This is a genomic window from Acinetobacter sp. YH12201, from assembly GCF_013418145.1.
In the GTDB taxonomy this organism is placed as follows: Bacteria; Pseudomonadota; Gammaproteobacteria; order Pseudomonadales; family Moraxellaceae; genus Acinetobacter.
Genome location: NZ_VPCP01000074.1, coordinates 1 through 15,301 on the forward strand (window position 1 = coordinate 1; position 15,301 = coordinate 15,301).

Consider the following 15,301-nt stretch of genomic DNA (forward strand, 5'->3'; position numbering starts at 1 on the left):
TTTGATTCCTTTAGCAAATTCTGCTGCAAGGTCTTTTAGTTTTTGTTCGTTCATCATGTTGCCTGACTCCGTTGTGAATATGAACATAGCAAATTCAGGCAATTACACAATTTAATTTACAGTCTCGTCGTGACAGCTTGCTGTTAGAGATGACCAAATTTGGCTTATCGACTCAAGATTTAAGCGCTACGGTCAATCTGTTTTCTAAAGTTGTGCCAAATGATGCTGGTGAGCTGTCTTATGTGGCATCGGACCATACCAATCAGCTCATTGAACTGCGTTTTGAAATGGACTGTCTGCTGTTCCTATCTGCAGCACCCCATGCCTTAGATAACAGTGCTGAGTATCAACCTGCCGATATTCAATTGTCACTGTTCAAAGCCAATACTTTAGCCGAGACCGATATTTGCCGTGATTCATGCCCGCAAAATCAGCGTGCTTTCCAAAACAATAATCGTTACTACGCACTCAGCATTTAATTGGGGGAATCATCATGACTGCATTAGCTAATTTAGGAAATGGTTTAGAAAAATCAGTATTAAGTGAAGTCTGTCCTGCCGGTGAAGCGTGGATGGGTGAAGTCAAGAAAGGACAATATTTCCGTATTGTTGACCTGGAGGGCAATCAGGCGGTGGATACCTTATTTATTTCAGCAAAAAATCCTGAAGAGCGTTACAGCGCAACCGATACGCTTGCGATCAATAAACAGATTTATCTAGAAAAAGGCACCACGCTTTATACCAACTTTGGCCATGCGATTGCGAAAATTCAGGATGATAACTGCGGCCGCCACGATACTTTAGGCGGTGCATGTTCATGTGAAAGTAACAGCGTGCGTTATGCGCATGACAAATTTCCAATGCACAGCTGCCGTAACAATTTCATGATGGCGTTGTCTCAGCATCCGATTGCCAAAAAGCATGGCCTGAATGTGCGTCATATTGGTCCAAACATTAATTTCTTTATGAATGTGCCGGTGACAGCAGATGGTCATTTGAAATTTGATGATGGCATTTCAGCACCCGGTAAATTTGTCGAGATTCAAGCAGAAATGGATTTGATCGTACTGATCTCAAATTGCCCGCAACTGAATAATCCCTGCAATGCCTATAACCCAACTAGAATTCAACTGATCATCCGTGAAGGTGAGGAGTAAGCCATGTTCAATAAAGTCCTCATTGTTAACCGTGGCGCGATTGCCTGCCGCGTGATCCGTACTTTAAAGAAATTGGGTATCCAGTCGGTTGCGGTGTATTCAGAAGCCGACCGTGATTCATTGCATGTCACACTGGCCGATGAAGCGGTGTATATCGGTGAAGCAGCGGCCAGTCAAAGCTATTTAAATGTTGAGAAAATTCTAGAAGTTGCCAAACAGACCGGTGCGCAGGCCATTCACCCGGGTTACGGTTTCCTGTCTGAAAATGCAGACTTCTGCGACTTGTGTGAATCACAAGGCATTGCCTTTATCGGTCCAAACTCCACACAAATGCGTAAATTTGGCCTGAAACACACCGCACGTGAACTGGCGATTCAGGCCAAGGTGCCATTACTGCCGGGCAGTCAGTTATTGGCAGATGAAGCTGAAGCGCTGACTGAGGCTGCACGTATTGGCTATCCGGTGATGCTAAAAAGTACCGCAGGTGGTGGCGGCATCGGCATGCGTCTGGTCTGGAATGAGACTGAACTGAAAGATGCTTATGCAACGGTGTCTTACTTAGCTCAAGCTAATTTTAAAGATGCAGGTTTATACCTAGAGAAATTTGTACAAAACGCCCGTCATATCGAAGTGCAGATTTTTGGTGATGGCAACGGACAGGTCCTTGCACTGGGGGAGCGTGATTGTTCAGTACAGCGTCGTAACCAGAAGGTGATTGAAGAAACCCCGGCACCGCATATCAATGATGAGCAACGTGCTTATATCCAGAATGTTGCGATCCAGCTGATGCAATCAGTGAATTACCGTTCGGCCGGTACGGTTGAATTCGTGATGGATACCGATACGCAGGAATTTTACTTTCTGGAAGTGAATACCCGTCTGCAAGTCGAGCACGGCGTGACCGAGCAGGTCTTTGGCGTAGATCTGGTGGAATGGATGGTAACTCTGGCCAGCGGCGACTGGACAGCACCAAGTGAAAAACTTGAAGCCAAAGGTCATTCTATTCAGGTGCGTCTGTATGCCGAAGACCCGATCAAGAACTTCCAGCCCAGTGCAGGTTTATTGACCCATGTTGAGTTTGATGCTCATGTCCGCAATGAAACATGGGTAGAAACCGGTTCAACCGTATCCTCATTCTATGACCCAATGATTGCCAAAATCATTGTCACCGCAGACGACCGTGAATCTGCGATTCAGGCGATGACCAAAACGCTGGCAAAAACGCAGGTTGCGGGGATTGAAACCAATCTGGAATATCTGCAAAACATCATCGACTGTGAGGTGTTTAAAGCCGGTACCCAAACTACACGTTTTTTAAATACCTTTGTATGGAAAACCCAAAAAATTGAAGTGCTGCAAGCCGGTATTCAGACTGCTGTGCAGGATGTCACTGGTCGTCTCGGTTACTGGGATGTCGGTGTACCGCCATCCGGTGCGATTGATCCATTGTCACTCAATGTCGCCAACCAGTTACTCGGTAATGTAGCGAATACAGCAGGGTTGGAATGTACCCTGCAAGGCCCGATACTGAAATTCCACTGTGATAGCCAGATCGTACTGGCCGGGGGTGACATGCCATCGACCTTGGATGGTGTAGAGGTGCCGATGTGGCAAACGGTGAATGTAGGTAAAGGCCAGATTTTAAAATGTGGCAAAATCGCCACAGGTTGCCGTACCTATATCGGCATCAAGGGCGGTCTGAATGTCCCAAAATATCTGGGTTCACAAGCGACCTTTACCTTGGGCCAGTTTGGTGGTCATGCCGGGCGTAACCTGTTAATTGGCGATATGCTGCCAATTACGGCATTTACATCTAATGAAATAAAAGCTCTTGCACCTGAACAAGTTCCGACTTTTAGTCAGGAATGGGAAATTGCGGTGATGTACGGCCCACATGGGGCGCCGGATTTCTTTACCAAAAATGACATTGATACCTTCTTTGCCAACAGCTTTGAAATTCACTTTAACTCCAGCCGTACCGGGATTCGTCTGATTGGTCCCAAACCGGAATGGGCACGTGAGGACGGTGGTGAAGCCGGTCTGCATCCTTCTAATATTCATGACAATGCCTATGCCATTGGCGCGATTGACTTCACCGGGGATATGCCGATTATTTTGGGTCCAGATGGACCAAGTCTGGGGGGGTTCGTCTGTCCAGCCGTAGTGATTAATTCAGAACTGTGGAAGCTCGGTCAGCTGAAAGCCGGCGATAAAGTCAAGTTTGTCCCTGTCAGCTACCACCAAGCAAAACTTTTAAATGAAAAATATCATGCACAATTAGAAGCTTCTGATACCCAAGCTATGGCATTTGATGAATCGTTCTACCCTGAAATCAGCACCTTAAAATCAGCTATTTTAGATACCTTAAAAGGTCAAAATGGTCTACCGGATGTAGTCTATCGTCCTGCTGGCAATAACTATATGCTGGTGGAATATGGCGAGCTGGTTTTAGATCTTAACCTGCGTTTCCGTATCCATGCACTGATGCAATGGGTACAGAAACAGAATATAGCCGGCATTATTGACCTGACGCCGGGCATCCGTTCACTGCAAATCCATTTTGATTCGATCCAGCTGGATCAGCTCGACCTGCTGCGTCTGTTGCAAGTCGCTGAAGCTGAACTGCCGGATGTGACAGCAATGCAAGTGCCATCGCGTACCGTGTATCTGCCACTGGCCTGGGAAGATTCTCAAACCCAACTGGCAACTGAACGTTATATGCAAACTGTGCGTCCAGATGCGCCGTGGTGTCCAGACAATATCGAGTTTATTCGCCGTATTAATGGCTTAAAAGATAAACAAGCCGTGAAAGATGTGGTTTATGACGCAAGTTACTTGGTGATGGGCCTGGGCGATGTGTACCTGGGTGCGCCTGTGGCGACCCCGCTTGATCCACGTCAGCGTCTGGTCACCACCAAATATAACCCGGCACGGACCTGGACACCTGAAAATGCCGTGGGGATTGGCGGTGCCTATATGTGTGTGTACGGCATGGAAGGCCCGGGTGGTTATCAGTTTGTTGGTCGTACTACGCAAATGTGGTCACGCTACCGTAAAAATGCCGACTTTGAACAAGGTAAACCGTGGTTACTACGTTTCTTTGACCAGATCAAGTTCTATGAAGTCTCTGAAGCGGAACTGATGCAGATGCGTGATGACTTTAAAGCGGGACGTTTAAAACTGCGTATTGAAGAAGGTGTATTGAACTTAAAAGAATACAATGACTTCTTAACGGAACATCAGGAATCGATTTCAGCATTTAAAGAAGTGCAACAAGCGAACTTTGATGCAGAACGTCGTCGCTGGCATGCAGCAGGGCTGGCGGAATATGTGTCTGAAAGCCTGGACGCTGTCGATGATGGTGAAGGTGTGGAAATTCCAGATGGTGGTTGTGCAGTGGAATCGCATATGCCGGGTTCAATCTGGAAAATTGAATGTGCTTCGGGTGATATTGTGGAAGAAGGCGCAACTTTGGCCGTCATTGAAGCGATGAAGATCGAGATTCCAATTATTGCCCCTGAGCGTATGCGTGTAGATGCCATTACCATTGAAAAAGGGCAAACGGTGAAGACGGGGCAGGTGTTGTTTACCTTGGCGCCAGTGGCTTAAAGAATAACTTGCTAATAGAGACAATTGTCGTTAGTATGATACTTAATACAGCCGCCACGCTTAGTTCTTCTTCGGGAGTCCGCGCAACCTTGGCGGTTTTTTATGTCTGAATATAATGAACCATGTTGAAAATCTACAATAAAAAACCACTCTCATATATCGAACAGGTAAATCATTTGGAAGACAAAGGCATGATTATTCATAATCGTGCTTGGGCTGAATCTGTATTGTCTAAATATGGTTATTATCGTTTAAGTGCATATTGGTATCCTTATCGTGTACGACAAGAATATAAAATTTTAGATACATTTCAACCTAATACAAGATTTGAAAGCATTGTTCAGCTATACGAGTTTGATACAGAACTCAGGTTACAAGTCTTTAATGCCATAGAGATGATTGAAACTTATTTACGTACACAGATTACCTATTTTATGGCGCATAAGTATGGTGCTTTTGGAATTTATCAGGTAACAAACTTTCATCCAAAATTTAAGCATAGCAGTTTTATCAACAACTGTAATAAAGAGGTCGAGCGTTCAAAAGATATATTCATTCAACATTTTGAACAAAACTATATCGGATTTTCAAAAATTCCTATTTGGATGCTGACAGAAGTTTTAAGTTTGGGATCACTATCTTTTTTATATCAGGGCTTGAAGAACAATAAGTCTGAAGGTGTAGAAGATAAAAAGGAAGTTTCACAGCACTTTTCAGTACATCATGAAAAATTAGCTGAATGGTTGCACATATTGACCTATGTACGAAATACTTGTGCACATCATGGGCGATTATGGAATAAAGAATTAGCAATTAAATCCAAAGTCGATAAAGATCCCAATTGGCAACCACCTATTACACCGACCAACAAACGTATCTTCTATGTACTCTTAATATTAAAAACATTACTCAGACCGACAGGTTTTGATACAGAGTGGTGCAATCAACTGAATAAACTATTAAAACCTATACTGAAAAATGAGAATTGGCGTGTTGCGATGGGTTTCCCTGAAAAATGGGAAGATCATCCTATTTGGAATTTATAAAAGATGGCTAAAAAACTAGAAGAACTTTTAGGAATGCATAGTATTGAAAGTCAAAATCGTATTTTTGAAAATGCAAAAATAATTTTGAATGATCTTGTTAAAGAAGATATTCAATTATTAAAACTTGCAGAAGAAGCTAAAAACGATGAAACCGTAAAGATGAGTCTAAAAGAGCTACGAGCTCGAGTTCACAAAAACCGCGCTTAAAAAGTTTGATAAGCTGAGCCACACTTTAACGCAAAAAGTGAACCTGAATGGTGCAGTGTTGTACAATTTTTATGCATATTTAATGATCTAAATAGCCTTCCTTCTTTTCACTCCCGCTTCAGCAGGGCTTTGTGATGCCGCTGCGGCATTATTCAGTTCATTTTATATTTTGGCACGCTTTCTGCTTTTATTTATATGACAGATAAACAGAGGAGAGCCATTTACTTGATCACTCAACCATACTCATCGTTCAACCCATCATGTATAAAAAAATAACTGTACATGAAGAATAAAAGCAATCGAACCGGTGAAATTATCAATAACCCCCCTGATTTAAAACAGGCCCCAGCTCAGCGTACTGGGGCTTTTTTTTGCCGTTTTTATTTAATCCCGTCACTACAATTGGCACGCTTTCTGCATTTTAGCAAGTAATACGAAATTCCAGTTTTGTAATACCTGTAGGAGATGCACATGAATCATCCAGACTCGAATAAAAAGCTGCATCCATGGCTGAAATTCTTAGTTGAGCTTTTAAGTGTACGTGCCGGACTGCATTTACAGCAATCCGCACAGCAGAAGGAATACCGCCGTGGCTAAACAAAAATTGGCACGGATTAGTATCACCCTGCCAGAAAGCACGCTTCAGGCACTCGATCAAAAGATTGTCGAGCAACATTATGAAAGCCGTTCTCAGGCTATTGTCGACATGATTAACCGCTATTTGATTGACGATCTGGTGGCACACGATGAAGTGATGGTCGGCACATTGACGCTGGTCTATGACGTCAGCCTCAAGCCGCTGCGTTCCCAGCTGGTGGACCTGCAACAGCAATATCTGGAACAGGTGATCAGCTCGCTACATATCCAGCTGGATGATGAAAAAGTCCTGCAGGTGATGCTGATGCAGGGCGTGAGCAGTGACCTGAAAGAAATTAGTGAACAATTTATTGCATTGAAAGGGATGCTCAAAGGGCACCTGGAACTGATGGATGCCGTGATGCCCCCCATTCCTCAAAATACCAATAAAGGAGTATTGTCATGAACACTTTATGGACCATTCAGGATTGGCAGAATGCTTACCAACAGCAGCAGATCCAGTTACAGGATCTGATCTCTTATGTCGCATCGTTTAACAATGACAATCATGCCTGGATTTCAATTGCCACAGCAGAACAATTACAAGCCCAAATTGATACTCTAAAGGGTAAATCCGTAGCAGACCTACCACTGTACGGTATTCCATTTGCGGTGAAAGACAATATTGATGTTGCCGGTTTTTATAGCACGGCAGCCTGTAAAGAAGCTGCTTATCTGGCCAGCAGTGATGCAACAGTGGTTGCCAAGTTGAAAGCGGCTGGTGCGATTGTGGTGGGTAAAACCAATCTGGACCAGTTTGCAACCGGTCTGGTCGGTGTACGTTCTCCATACGGTGCAGTGAAAAATAGCTTTCATCCAGACTATATCAGTGGCGGTTCAAGTTCGGGTTCATCTGTGGCGGTTGCCAATGGTCAGGTGCCTTTCAGTTTAGGCACAGATACCGCAGGTTCGGGCCGTGTGCCAGCCGGACATAACAATATTGTAGGGCTTAAACCGACCAAGGGCTGGTTCTCAACTTCGGGGCTGATTCCGGCTTGCCGTACCATTGATGTGATTTCAATTTTTGCCTTGACGGTGGATGATGCCTGGCAAGTAGCCCAGATCATGCAAGGTTATGATACATCTGATGAATATTCACGCCAGCATCCAGCCAATGTACCCACCCAGTTTTCTAAAGGCAAAATTGCCATTCCGGCACAACTAGAATTCTATGGCGATGCGGAATCGGAAAAAGCCTTTAAACTGGCGATCGCTCGTGCCAAACAGCTGGGCTATGCGGTCGAAGCGATTGATTTCAGCATCTTCAATCAGCTGGCTTCAGCTTTATATAACAAAGCTTGGGTCGCAGAGCGTTGCAGCGCCGTAGAGAAAATAGTCTCGCGTGAGGTGCCCCATCCGGTGATTCACCAGATCATCAGTCAGGCGGACAACTTCAACGCTGTCGATATGATGCAGGCGGAATATGAACGTGCCCAGCTGGCGCGCCAAATCAATCTGGCATTGGCGGACTTTGATGCCTTGATGGTGCCTACCGCACCGACCATTTACAAGATTGCCGATGTGGAAGCAGATCCACTGGTTAAAAATAGCCACATGGGTGCCTATACCAATTTCGTCAATTTTGCTGATCTGTCAGCCTTGGCACTGCCAAATAGCATTCGTGTTGATGGCCTGCCAAGCGGTGTGACCTTTATTGCTCCTGCCTGGATGGATCAGGCCTTGGCCAACTTTGCTCAACGCTGGCAGCAAGCGACAGCTTTAATGCTGGGGACTTCGCAGAAAACTTATATACCAAGCACCCAGATTCAATCTCAGCATTCGGTCAAACTCGCAGTCGTAGGTGCACACCTGACGGGTATGCCGTTGAACTTCCAGCTGACCACACGTGGCGGAACCTTGCTGCAAACCACCCAGACCGCAGCAAGCTATAAATTGTATGCCTTGAAAAATACCACACCGCCTAAACCGGGCCTGCAGTACAGCAGTACAGGTCAGAAGATTGCAGTCGAAGTCTGGGATATTCCATTTGCCAACTTTGGTCAGATTGTTGCAGAAGTGCCGGCACCGCTCGGTATTGGCAATGTTCAGCTGGCAGATGGTCGTTGGGTCAAAGGCTTTATCTGTGAAGGCTATGCGCTGGAAGATGCCACTGACATCAGCCATTTCGGTGGCTGGCGTGACTTTATTCAATCAAAACAACCTTCAAACACGCGTTTTAAATGTAATTGCATAGGGGAAATCGCACCATGATGAAAAAACTAAGTTTAGCCGCATCAATCTGTGGCGCCATTTTATTGAGTGGCTGTGACAATACGGCTAAAGTGCCAGAATCAGATGCCAAGGCAGGCGCTAGTGCCCAAACCCAGCCGATCCGTATTGGTTATAGTGACTGGCCGGGCTTTGTGGCATGGCAAGTGGCCATTGAAAAAGGCTGGTTAAAAGAAGCTGGCGTAAATGCCGATTTTAAATGGTTTGACTATTCGGCTTCATTGTCTGCTTTTGCTGCAAACCAGCTGGATGCGGTGATGGTCACCAACGGAGATAATCTGGTGACCGGTTCCGGTGGTACCAAAGGCGTAATGATCATGGCAACCGACTATTCGGCGGGAAATGACGTCATTATCGCTAAACCGGGGATTAATACGATTCAGGAACTGAAAGGCAAAACAGTGGCGACTGAAAAAGGTCTGGTCGATCACCTGCTGCTGTCGACTGCACTGGATGATGCCAAAATCAAGCTGAACGAGGTCAAGCTGGTCAATACCATGACCAATGAACTGCCTCAGGTCTTTAATACTCCAGATATTGATGCGATTGCCGTATGGCAGCCGGTCGCCAATCAGGCTTTATCTGCCGTTGCCGGTTCAAAGATTATTTTTAGCTCTAAAGATAAAGCCGGCCTGATCTACGATACCCTGACGGTGAATCCAGCACATCTGCAAGCCAACCAGGAACAATGGAAAAAGCTGATCCAGGTTTGGGATAAAACGGTAAAATATATTAATGATCCGGCGACTCGTGAAGATGCGGCCCGGATTATGGCCAAACGGGTCGGGGTCGATGCCAAAGCCTATATGCAGTTTATCGAGGGGACGCATCTATTGGACTTAGAGGCGAACAAGAAAGTCTTTACCAAAGGCAATGGCTTCGATTCGATCTATGGTTCCAGCTACCATGTCAATAAATTCAATGTGACCAATGGCATCTACAGCACTGAAATGAATGTCGATGCTGTCATTGTGCCGACATTGGTACAAGAGCTGAAATAAAGCCAGATCTAGTGCATAAAAAAATCCCCAGTCTGATCAGACTGGGGATTTTTTTATGGTCAGATAAACATCAAAAAAATTAAAGTTCAGTGCTTTTAGAAAACACATTGATAAAAATAATACCCATGATCATCAATGCCAGTCCGATCAGCGCCGGAAGATCTAGGTGCTGTTTAAACACCAGTAGGCCAACCGTTGAAATCAGGATAATGCCGGCACCGGACCAGATCGCATAGGCAATGCCCATCGGAATGGTTTTCATGGTCAGTGACAGAAAGAATAGCGCAACGGCATATCCAAGAATGGTGGCCAGAGATGGCCAGAGCACACTAAAGCCATTGGAGGCTTTCAGGGCAGAAGTCGCAATCACTTCTGCAATGATGGCAATCGACAGATATAAAAAAGCCATATTCCTCCCTAGAGCACGCGTGCTGCATGATGCATCAGGTGATCCTGTTCTGACTTCAGCCAGTGTTCCGCTTCTGCAGTTGTCGCAGTGCTGTGCTGAAACTCGTAGTCAGGCATATACATATCTACCGCAAAAATCAGGTCGATTTCATGACCATCCAAAATTACATGCTGAACCAGACGGGTTTTATCAAGAATCTCAAAGTTGTCGAGATTAAAAGCGTTACCGGCTTCACTGGCGCAGGTGCTGTACGTTTTAGTTTGACCATCCGTGCCGATCGAGACTTCAAAACTTTCAATTAAAGCAAAAACAGTTGGATCAACCGCTTTTAAATCCATTTGAGCAACTGTGCTTTGTACATCTGGCAAACGGGTCAGGGCATAGGCCATATGATTGCCACAGATAATCAGGCCGCCATCCATTTCCAGCTTTTGTCCTAACTGGACATCAAGTGCTGATTGAAGTCGCAGGCCTAAAAACACACCGCATTGTACCTGCTGGCGCCAGTCTTCGACATAAACGTTGCTGGGAGAGAATTCCAGAATGCAGTTGCCAATCGCATGCAGCTTTGCCGGCTCAGGCCATTGCACATGGTTCTGGTAATTGGCGTAGTCAGCGACCTCCCAGGACAACAGCTGCTTGGATTCATCCCATAAGGTATTGCCAATCCAGCCCTGACGGTCTGCGATGGGTGTGCCATTCTGACTTTTCAGGCGCAGATCAATGGTAAAGCTGCGCGACTGAAACCAGTACACAATGGTATTTTCATCGGTCAGGCCATTAAAGAAGCTGATACTTTTGCGCCGGAAAGCACCATATAAAAAGTTCGGAATAACTTCAGGCTGACGGGTTGTCGGTGTTAAAGTTGTCAGTGCTTCAAGTAAGTTCATGATGTTGCCTCCGGCTGTTCTTCAAGGCCAAAGGAGGACAGCGGGACCGCATTTTTCAGTACCAGTTCGCCGGAAGCGATACGTTGTTTTAAATAATGAAACGTTTGTGCAGTCTGGTTAAACAGATGTTCGCCACCAATCAGTGCAGCATATTTGCAATCTTCAGTTTGAATGACCGGTTCAATCACGGTGTCATAATTGCAGGCACAAAACAGCGGGAAGGAGTAACGTTCTTCCGAAACCTTTTTCACCCGATGTTTGGTCGCCAGGTATTGACCATTGGACAGAATTTCCATCATGTCACCGATATTCATCACCAGGGTATTTTCAATCAATGGAATATCGATCCACTCACCGGCTTTATTCAGTACCTGCAAACCGGGTGCAGTGGGTAGCAGCAAGGTAAAGCATTCATAGTCGGTGTGTGCACCAATCCCTTCAGCATCTGTGACTTCGGGATTATAGGGATAATGAATTAGGCGTAACTGGCTTGGGGCATCGGTAATTTTACGCGCAAAAAAGTCTTCTTCGATGCCCAGTGCCAGGGCAAAAGCAGCAAAAATCTGCTGGCTGATCTCACGCAGATGGCTGTAATACTGACTGACCACTGCCCTGAAATTGGGGTCTTCCGGCCATAAGGTTGGGCCGAGCAATGGGCAGCCTGTTTCAGGTCCCTGATAGTCATAATTGACATCATAGGCTTCTTTTAGATCATAGCTATGTCCAGCAAACTGTTCTTCGCCAATCGGCACATAACCACTATGGTTACTGGATTGACCAATATAGTGCTGCATCTTGCTGTCCAGATCCTGTGAAAAATAGGATTGGGCAATTTCAATCAAGGCTTTGGCATAGTCAAAATTAAATTGGCGACCTTGCAGATAGAGAAAGCCAACCTCTTTGCAGGCCTGATCCAGAGCATGAGCTACTTCAAGACGGTCGGCCAGATGTGGACTTTGCAGTTTGGAGATATCAATAAGCGGAAGTACATATGGGTCTTGCATGGCAATCACCTTAATTGTTGGTCGTCCAACACAGCGATTAAAACCTTTGGGTCGTCCCAAAGGTGCTTTTAACCTGATTATTTGCTGGTGCTCACTTTGGTCAGACGCGGAATCTCCGGCAGATCCGCCAGTGCTGGATCTAGTTCATCTTCCTGGGCATGCACCATGTGATCGACATGCTCACGCAGCTGTTTAAATTCCGGCGTCAGCATCAGATCGGGATGACGTGGACGTGGCAGATTCACTTCAATAATTTCTTTAATTTCACCCGGATTGGCTTTCAAGGCCACAATGCGGTCGGCCAGCAAAATCGCTTCATCCATATCGTGGGTCACGAAAATAATGGTGATATCGATGTTCTGCCACAGGTTCAGCAGGTGACGCTGCATTTTCTGGCGCGTATGCGGATCCAGCGCACCAAAAGGTTCATCCATCAGCAAGACTTTGGGTTCATTGACCAGCGCACGGGCAATCGCGACACGCTGTTTCATCCCGCCAGACAGCTGATGCGGATACTGGTCCTGATATTTTTCCAGACCAATGATATTGATCCATTCACGTGCCTGCGCTTCGGCTGAGGCATTACTTTGGCCTTTCATTTTTGGGCCAAACATGACATTTTCTTTGACGGTTTTCCATGGGAACAGGGTATAGCCCTGAAACACCATGCCACGTTCCGGACTCGGACCGGTAATCGGCTGGCCATCGACCAGAATCTCACCACTGCTATACGGGTCTAGTCCTGCTACTACACGGCTAAACGTAGACTTTCCACAGCCAGAAGGACCAATCACACAGATAAACTCACGCTTATGAATTTTGAGATCCAGGGCATTTAAAACCGTACGTTCAGTTTTGCCATGACTGAATTTTTGCGTCAGCTGTTTCGCTTCCAGAATCACCGGACGGCTATAAATCTTGTTAAAGTATTCGCGGGTATTAAATTCAGGGTTTTGCATTAATTTGCTCCCGGTTTCCATTTAAATAGGCGTTGTCCCAGTTTCATTAACATCACATCGCAAAGCAGACCAATCACCCCAATGATCAGGATCGCGGCAAAGACATTGTCAAAATTCTGGTAACGGGCTTGCTGGGTAATAAACCAGGTAATCCCCGAGGTACTGCCGATCAGTTCAGCCACGATCAGATAGGTCCATGCCCAGCCGAGCAGGACACGCAGATTGCGGTAAATTTCAGGAAGGGCCGCTGGAATGACCACATAAAACAAGCTTTTCATTTTATTGGTGCCTAAGGTAAAACCGGCTTCAATCAGGCTACGGTCCACCAGACGTGTGGTATTGGCAATAATCAGGATTTGCTGGAACAGGGTGCCAATGACAATGATGGCAATTTTCGGTGCATCATTGATCCCTAAAATAGCAACCGCAAGTGCACCAAAGGCCGGGGCAGGCAGGTAGCGGAAAAATTCAACAAAAGGCTCGGTCAGCTGGGAAATTTTGTGAGAGAAACCACATAAAATACCGAGTGGAATCCCGATCAGCGAAGAAATAAAGAAAGCACTAAAGACCAGTTTGATACTGTGTGCCACAGGCTTTCATGGAACCAGGGTGTATTGGCCTGTGCAGGTTCAGTGGTGAATGCCGTGACCAGGGCAATCGCCACTTCATGTGGGGCGGGCAGATAGATCGGATTCACCAGAATCCCTTGCGGTGGAGCCAGACCTTGATCTAGCGCAGACTGGGCGGCAGAGAAAAAGACGTCTTTATCAATGCGACTACCGACCTGTAAATAGTTCACGCTGCCTGAATCGGCAATCTGGACTTGTGGATGCCAGATAAAGGGTAAATAGCTGACTGCACACCAAATCAAGACCGGTATTAAAAAAGACCCCAAGCCAAACAGCAGTTTATTTCTTTGACTGAGTTCACGTGCAACGTAACCCATAGTGTTGCCCCTCAATATTACAATTTTTATAAAACGTAATACTGATTAAGCAAAATAGGTGCCAAAATTATTGTTTTCATTCAATGGACTGCTGGAAATAGCCTAAGCTGAAAGAAACTGATGTTTAAATTACGCATAATGCCACCTTTTACATAGGACAAAGGCTTTAGAAGCGGGGACGTTGTGCAGGCCATCATCTGGTGTGTTTAGCCCCTGGTTAAAAAACGTGGAAACTAAAATCAGGTGGCTTAGATAGATGGGGAAGGAGCTAGCCTCAACCATGACCTGGTTTAATGAGTGGCGAGTACCAGAGAGCAAGTATTGAAAGCTTTTAAACGTGCAGTTAAAAAATAATGTAAAAACTAAAAAATGGAAGAATTTCTACAATTTGATCAGACATATAGCGATAGTTAGCTCATCATTTCGCTACTTTTGGTATGTAAACAGATTACAGTAAATAAATTAGAAATTAACATTCTGCTTAACCTCAAGGCGCAGCTATCTACGCATCTTTCTCGATCCTTAAAATATGTTGCTATTTTCTCTAACTCATCCACTGAATATTCTGAAGCTGGCTGAAGGGTACCAGTGTACTGAATAAGCCAAACGACCCATCTGAGTGGGAGCTTGCAGTTATCACCACCCGAGATATTGCGCCTTTAAAATATTTGTATAATCCTGCCATAGCCAGATAAAAACTCAGGGTTTGTAACTACTAATTGAAATCTACTTATTTCTATACTATTATATACAACATGAGTAAATATGTAAGCATTAGCGTTGCAGCTAAAACATTAGGTGTTTCCATTCAAACATTAAGGCGTTGGGATGAAGAAGGCACTTTGGTTGCAGATCGAACCCCTAAAAATCATAGACGATATGATCTGAGTAAGATCACGCCTGAGCAAATACACAAGCCCGATAGTCAACTTCAAAGGAAAACCATTGCATACGCAAGGGTATCGAGTCATGACCAAAAAGAAGATTTAATTCGACAGCAACAAGTTCTTGAAATGTACTGTGCAAATCAAGGTTGGACGTTTGAATTAATCTCCGATCTTGGTTCGGGTATGAACTATAGAAAAAAAGGCTTAAATAAGCTGCTAGAAGCAATCATGAATGATGAAATCGGACGTTTGGTTTTAACGCATAAAGATCGCTTATTGCGGTTTGGTGCTGAGTTGGTTTTTGCCTTATGTGAAGCTAAAA

Annotated in this window: 12 protein-coding genes and 2 pseudogenes; 9 read left to right on the top strand and 5 right to left on the bottom strand. The window is 45.2% G+C overall.

Going from position 1 to position 15,301, the window contains the following annotated elements; all coding sequences use genetic code 11:
• Positions 1 to 131: 131 nt before the first annotated feature.
• The 9 genes and pseudogenes from FTU91_RS13005 to FTU91_RS13040 all read left to right on the top strand — a co-directional run.
• A pseudogene (locus FTU91_RS13005) lies at positions 132 to 479 on the top strand (DUF1989 domain-containing protein); the annotation flags it as partial.
• 14 nt (positions 480 to 493) lie between these two features.
• A complete protein-coding gene (locus tag FTU91_RS13010) occupies positions 494 to 1,156 on the top strand; it encodes an urea amidolyase associated protein UAAP2 (RefSeq protein ID WP_086194866.1) in 663 nt (220 codons plus the stop codon).
• Positions 1,157 to 1,159: 3 nt separating this feature from the next.
• Positions 1,160 to 4,765: an urea carboxylase gene (gene uca, locus FTU91_RS13015; RefSeq protein ID WP_180082391.1), complete on the top strand. Its 3,606-nt coding sequence runs from the start codon at positions 1,160 to 1,162 to the stop codon at positions 4,763 to 4,765.
• A 122-nt stretch (positions 4,766 to 4,887) separates the two neighbouring features.
• Positions 4,888 to 5,811 (top strand): Abi family protein, encoded by a 924-nt coding sequence (locus tag FTU91_RS13020; protein WP_180082393.1) that lies wholly within the window; start codon positions 4,888 to 4,890, stop codon positions 5,809 to 5,811.
• Positions 5,812 to 5,814: 3 nt separating this feature from the next.
• Positions 5,815 to 6,018 (top strand): hypothetical protein, encoded by a 204-nt coding sequence (locus tag FTU91_RS13025; RefSeq protein ID WP_086194863.1) that lies wholly within the window; start codon positions 5,815 to 5,817, stop codon positions 6,016 to 6,018.
• A 471-nt stretch (positions 6,019 to 6,489) separates the two neighbouring features.
• Positions 6,490 to 6,615, top strand: coding sequence for a hypothetical protein (locus FTU91_RS16665; RefSeq protein ID WP_257221739.1), 126 nt, complete (start codon positions 6,490 to 6,492; stop codon positions 6,613 to 6,615).
• Positions 6,608 to 7,060 carry a ribbon-helix-helix protein, CopG family gene (locus tag FTU91_RS13030; protein WP_180043763.1) on the top strand — a complete coding sequence of 151 codons (453 nt, stop codon included), beginning with the start codon at positions 6,608 to 6,610 and terminating at the stop codon, positions 7,058 to 7,060. Before FTU91_RS16665 ends, FTU91_RS13030 begins: the two co-directional genes overlap by 8 nt.
• Positions 7,057 to 8,865, top strand: coding sequence for an allophanate hydrolase (atzF, locus tag FTU91_RS13035; protein WP_180043761.1), 1,809 nt, complete (start codon positions 7,057 to 7,059; stop codon positions 8,863 to 8,865). Before FTU91_RS13030 ends, atzF begins: the two co-directional genes overlap by 4 nt.
• Positions 8,862 to 9,884, top strand: coding sequence for an ABC transporter substrate-binding protein (locus tag FTU91_RS13040; protein ID WP_180043759.1), 1,023 nt, complete (start codon positions 8,862 to 8,864; stop codon positions 9,882 to 9,884). Before atzF ends, FTU91_RS13040 begins: the two co-directional genes overlap by 4 nt.
• 79 nt (positions 9,885 to 9,963) lie before the next feature.
• Here FTU91_RS13040 and FTU91_RS13045 read toward each other — a convergent pair whose 3' ends face one another.
• From FTU91_RS13045 to FTU91_RS13065, 5 genes and pseudogenes are all read right to left on the bottom strand, one after another.
• On the bottom strand, positions 9,964 to 10,293 hold the full coding sequence (locus FTU91_RS13045) for a multidrug efflux SMR transporter (protein ID WP_180043757.1): 330 nt from the start codon (positions 10,291 to 10,293) through the stop codon (positions 9,964 to 9,966).
• A gap of 8 nt (positions 10,294 to 10,301) precedes the next feature.
• A complete protein-coding gene (locus tag FTU91_RS13050) occupies positions 10,302 to 11,183 on the bottom strand; it encodes a hypothetical protein (protein ID WP_180043755.1) in 882 nt (293 codons plus the stop codon).
• On the bottom strand, positions 11,180 to 12,187 hold the full coding sequence (locus FTU91_RS13055) for an isopenicillin N synthase family oxygenase (RefSeq protein WP_180043753.1): 1,008 nt from the start codon (positions 12,185 to 12,187) through the stop codon (positions 11,180 to 11,182). Before FTU91_RS13055 ends, FTU91_RS13050 begins: the two co-directional genes overlap by 4 nt.
• Positions 12,188 to 12,264: 77 nt before the next feature.
• Positions 12,265 to 13,146, bottom strand: a complete 882-nt coding sequence (locus tag FTU91_RS13060; protein WP_180082395.1) for an ABC transporter ATP-binding protein — start codon at positions 13,144 to 13,146, stop codon at positions 12,265 to 12,267.
• Positions 13,146 to 14,092: pseudogene (locus tag FTU91_RS13065) on the bottom strand (ABC transporter permease). The gene FTU91_RS13060 and the pseudogene FTU91_RS13065 overlap by 1 nt, the downstream one beginning before the upstream one ends.
• Positions 14,093 to 15,301: the final 1,209 nt, after the last annotated feature.